The 4,891-nt window shown below is 61.1% G+C and carries 4 protein-coding genes; 3 read left to right on the plus strand and 1 reads right to left on the minus strand.

Annotated features, from left to right (window positions below; translation table 11 throughout):
• Positions 1-458 precede the first annotated feature (458 nt).
• Complete coding sequence (locus tag ACIREA_RS26640) at positions 459-1,826, minus strand: PQQ-binding-like beta-propeller repeat protein (RefSeq protein WP_397385359.1); 1,368 nt, start codon at positions 1,824-1,826, stop codon at positions 459-461.
• Positions 1,827-1,919: 93 nt separating this feature from the next.
• Here ACIREA_RS26640 and ACIREA_RS26645 point away from each other — a divergent pair, with 93 nt between their 5' ends.
• The 3 genes from ACIREA_RS26645 to ACIREA_RS26655 all read left to right on the plus strand — a co-directional run.
• Complete coding sequence (locus ACIREA_RS26645; RefSeq protein WP_397385360.1) at positions 1,920-2,969, plus strand: hypothetical protein; 1,050 nt, start codon at positions 1,920-1,922, stop codon at positions 2,967-2,969.
• Complete coding sequence (locus ACIREA_RS26650; RefSeq protein WP_397385361.1) at positions 2,966-3,814, plus strand: phytoene/squalene synthase family protein; 849 nt, start codon at positions 2,966-2,968, stop codon at positions 3,812-3,814. The genes ACIREA_RS26645 and ACIREA_RS26650 overlap by 4 nt, the downstream gene beginning before the upstream one ends.
• 325 nt (positions 3,815-4,139) lie before the next feature.
• Positions 4,140-4,891: ThuA domain-containing protein (locus tag ACIREA_RS26655; RefSeq protein ID WP_397385362.1), on the plus strand; the 752-nt coding region annotated here is incomplete at its 3' end.

Genomic DNA, 4,891 nt, shown 5'->3' on the forward strand with positions numbered 1-4,891 from the left:
AGATCCTGTCTGGGGGTGGTTTGATACCGTGATACCAAACCCGGATCAGAGCCCAATGGCACCGGTTTGGCACCTCATTCGCCCGTGACCCTGGCGGCAGGATCACAGGCTCATGAGCCTGGGTTGATCCTGCGGTGATCCTAATTCCCAGCCCGGCGACGGGGGTTGAAACCTGAGCCATCATACCACTCCATGCCACGTGATGCTTCCAGCGGCATTGAAAACACCCACAGGGGGCTTTGTTTCTTTACCCGTTGGTGTACCCTCTGATGTCAGGCTCACAGGCTCACTACCTATATATAGGTAGTGAGCCTGTGAGCCTGATAGGATCAGGATCAAATGAGGCTCATGAGCCTGTTTTGAGCCTGACCCTGGAGCGCCGCCAACTTCGGGGCATGGCGCTTGAGTGCCGGTGAGGCAAGGACACGCTGATCGACGGGCATGAGTGCCCATCGTACTCAAGGGGCTGCGACCACTTTCTTGCCGATGCAGTACAGCTTGTCCTGCGAGCGGATGAAGAGGCAGCCATCGCTCACGGCGACGCTGGCGCGCACGCTGGCGGCGTTGCCGTTGGGCTTGGAACCGTTGCCCATTTCATTCATGGAGAGAAGTTCAAAGGCGTCACTGTTGGCTTTGGCCACATAGACTTCGCCCCAGAAGTTGATGCAGTACACTTTGTCATCCACCACGGTCGGGCTGCTTTCAAACTTGGTCTTGCCGCCGAGTTCGCCGGTCCACACGACCTTGCCGGTCTTGGGCTCCAGGCAGCTCAGGGTTTTCTTGCCGCCGTCGAGGACGTAGAATTTGCCCTTGTAGAAGGCAGGCGTGGGCACGTCGCTGGTCACACCTTTGGGCTCCGTCTGCCACACGGGCTTGGTCTCGCCTTTGGAATCCAGCGGCATGGCGAAGATGGGGGAATTCTTGGGAGCGCAGACGATGGCCATGCCTTCGCCGGTCACAGGGGAGGGGACGAGGCGGAAGAACTTGTTGTAGCCTTCGCCCGGTGGGTTCCAAGTGGCGATGCGGGAGAGTTCCTTGCCGGTGGCGGCGTCGTGGATGGTCAGGGTGTCACCACCGGAGATGAGCATGAGGCGCTTGCCCTTGGAAGTGGCGAAAATAGGGCTGCTGAAAGCTTCCAGCGATTCCGTGCTGCCGAGGCTGGGGCGGATGTGCTTCCAGAGGTCCTTCCCGGTGGCGGGATCGATGGCGAGGATGTAGCTGCTCATGTCCTTGCCTGCGGTGCCTTTTTCAAACTTGTCCTGGAATTTGAAGGCTTCATTGCGCTGCAGCACTTGGATGTAGAGCTTGCCACCGTCGAGCGCGGGGCTGCTGCCGTAGGTCCACTGCGTGGCAAAGGCGCCGTGCGTTTCCTTGAAGTCGCGCTTCCAGACGATCTTGCCTTCAAAGTCGCACGCAGCGGCGATGGCATTGGCGAAGAGGAAATAAACGCGGTCACCGTCTGTGACAGCGGAAGGGCTGGCGAGGTTGCTCTTGTCGTCCCACTGAATCTCCGAGCCTTCGCTGATGGTGGTGCGCCACTTTTCCTTGCCGGTCTGCTTGTCGTAGCAGAGACCCACGAGTTTTTTCTCCGCATCAATCGGAGCGGTGATGAAGATGTTGTCGCCCCAGATGACGGGGACGGAGGCGGAGAGTCCCGGCACATCCGCTGCCCAGCGCACGCCTTCCGTGGGGCTGAACTTGGCCGGCAGGCCGGTCTCACCCGAAGAGCCGTCTTGATTCGGCCCACGCCAGCTCGGCCAGTTTTCGGCGAGAGCAGCAGAAGAGAAGGACAGGCAGGCGAGCAGGAGGGCGGCGGGCGATTTCATGGCGAAAGGGAGAGAAGCGAATACGCACTGGCATGTCGAGATGTTTTCGCGAATTGATCAACCGCTTTGAATTCGACCCACTGGCAAACGACCGTGCTCGCCCTCCTCGGCTTTGCCGCCGGGCTGGTGCTGCACCTGCGCTGGCATCCGCTGCGCAGGCATTTGTCAGACGCCTGGGACTGCCTGCGGCTGCGCCCGGCTTTGATCCTCCTGACCGCCGGGGCCCTGCTGCTGGCCGGGGTTTTTGGCGAGACATCGCATGCGCCCTATTCATTGTCCCAGCTCACCGACTGGCGAGAAATCATCCTGCCGCTGGCGCGTGATGCGCTGGCGCACATGGCCGCGCTGCCGCATGCGCTGATGCCGCCGTGGCCGCTGGCCTGTGGGGTGCCGCTGGTGCTCGTGTTTCTGACGATCCGCATCTGGCGCTGGCCCTACCGCTACGGTGAGCGCAGGCCCGGGCCGGAGCAGAAGTTTGGCCTGCTCATTGTAACGCTGCTGGCGTTTGCCTGGCTGGGGCTGGAGGCCTCCAGCGCGCGGCACATGCTGGCTGAAGGCGTGGAAACGCTGAAGCTGGGGCTGCGCTATGCCTTCACCGCCCTGGCTGCTGCGGGTGTGCAGGTGTGGCTGGTGCGCTTCGTCATGGCCTGGGAAAAGCCGCAGGACACGGAGGCCGGGGGCGATGCCGCTGCTGCGCTGGAGCATGCCTTTGCGCGCTGGCAGGGCGTGGCATTTCTCGCGGGATTTAATCTCCTGTGGATGAGTTGGCGCTGGTGGCAGCTCAATACGCCACAAAGTGTGGGCGCGTGGTGGTGGATCGAGCTTCTCCTCATCTTTGCGGCTCTGCCGGTCGCGGTGGCGGCGGTTTCCGGCCCGTTTTGGCATCAGGGAGCCGCTGCCTTGCGCATCCTGTGGCGTGCTGCCCTGCCTTTGCTCATGCTCGCCATCACCTCCCTCTTCATCTTTATTCTCGCGCTCTACACCGTGGAAATGGGGCGCGCTTTATGCGCTGAATCGCCATTTTGGCGCATCATCGAGCACCCCCTAAGTGCTTTGGTGCTTGCCATGCTCGATTGCTGGCTATTGCTAACGGCCCTACTTCTCATGCTGCGCTTTGGCTTTTCACGTTCCCCTTCCGCATGACCAGCGGCACGCTTTCTCCAGAACAGATCGTGCGGCGGGCGAAGTCGAACCTCGCTTTCGCGCTCGCCTGCCTGCCCAAGGAACGCCGCCGCGACATGATCGCGTTTTACGCCTTCTGCCGTGTGGTGGATGACATCGCAGACGACCCGAATGTCAGCGAAGCGGACAAGGAGAAGGAGCTCAACCACTGGAAGCACTGCGTGGAGCAGGGCCAGCCGCCGGGGCATCCCGTGCTGGATGAGATGCTCCTGCTGCCGGAGAAATACAGCTTCCCGCGTGCCTGGCTGTGCGAGATCATCGACGGCGTGGCCAGCGACATCACCAAGACGCGCTACGAGACCTTTGAGGAACTGCTGGGCTACTGCTACAAAGTCGCCAGCGTGGTCGGGCTGGTGAGCATCCAAATCTTCGGGCATCAAAATCCTGCCACCAAGGACTACGCCATCAATCTGGGCTACGCGCTGCAGTTCACGAACATCATCCGTGACGTGGGCCAGGATGCGCGGGACACCGGTCGTATCTACATCCCCCAGGCCGAGCTGCGGAAGTTCGGCGTGCTGGAAACTGAAATTCTGGACGCCCGCCCGAGCGAGCGCTTCATCAAGATGATGGACTTCCAGTATGCCCGTGCGCGCAGCTACTACGAAGCCGCCGAGAAGGCGCTGCCGCCGGAAGACCGTAAAAACATGGTCGCCTCCGAGATCATGGCCGCCATCTACTCGCGCATCCTCGAAAAGCTCAAGCGCGAGCGCTATCCCGTCTTCACCAAACGTTGCCGCCTCAGCAAACTGCACAAGGTGTGGATCCTCGGCAGCCATTTGATCAAGGCGCGCTTCAGTCGCTGAGGAGCGCGGACCTCCGAGTCCGCAGCATTGATTCGCTGCGCTCACCCTGTGGGCTCCCTGCGGTCGTCTATCTCGCCTCGCTCGGTTCCGCTAGCATAGACAGCGCCGAATCGTCCTCGCCACCTTATCTCTTTCTTCCCATTATCCTCGTGTTGGCGATGCTGGTCATGAAACACCACCCGCAGTGTGAAGGCGACCCGCTGCGGGCTCGGAGGCCCGCGCTCCTTGGGCGCTGTGACCTTGCGGTGCCGACCGATTTTCATTTTCAATACTTTTCTGATAGAAACCCCGCTTTTTGTGCGGCTTCTGCGTTCCCCAATTTCTCATGCGTTCTTTTGCCCTCCTGTTCCTCCTTGCCGTAGCCTCCATTGGCCACGCCGAAACCAAGCCGCTCAAAGCCCTCCTCATCGCCGGTGGCTGCTGCCATGATTATGCCAAGCAGCACATCATCCTGAGCCAGGGCATTCAGGCGCGGGCGAATGTGCAGGTGGATGTGGTCTGGACGGATGACAAGTCCGTCACCCCGCCGCTGCCGATCTATGACAATCCGGACTGGGCCAAGGGCTACGACATCATCATCCATGACGAATGCGCCGCCGGTGTGAAGGACATGGCGCTGGTGAAGCGCATCCTCGATGTGCACCAGACCATCCCAGCCGTGCACCTGCACTGCGCCATGCACAGCTTCCGCACCGGCACGGATATGTGGTTCAAGCACCTCGGCATCCAGTCCGCCTCGCACGGCCCGCAGGAGCCGATCGCCATCACGTTTGTGGACAAGGATCACCCGATCACCAAGCCGCTCGCCGACTGGACCACCATCAAAGAAGAGCTCTACAACAACGTGAACATCTTCGACGGCCATCCGCTGGCCATGGGCAAGCAGGTCGTCAAAGGCAAGGACGTGGATTACGTGGTGGCCTGGACGAACGAGAAAGTGGGAGCACGGAGCTTCAGCACCACCATCGGCCACAACAACGACACCGTGGCCGATGCGCGCTACCTCGACCTCGTGACACGCGGCCTGCTCTGGGCCATGAACAAGCTCACGCCGGAGTATCTGACGCCGTTCAAGGG

This window comes from Prosthecobacter sp. (assembly GCF_044373815.1).
Lineage (GTDB): Bacteria > Verrucomicrobiota > Verrucomicrobiia > Verrucomicrobiales > Verrucomicrobiaceae > Prosthecobacter.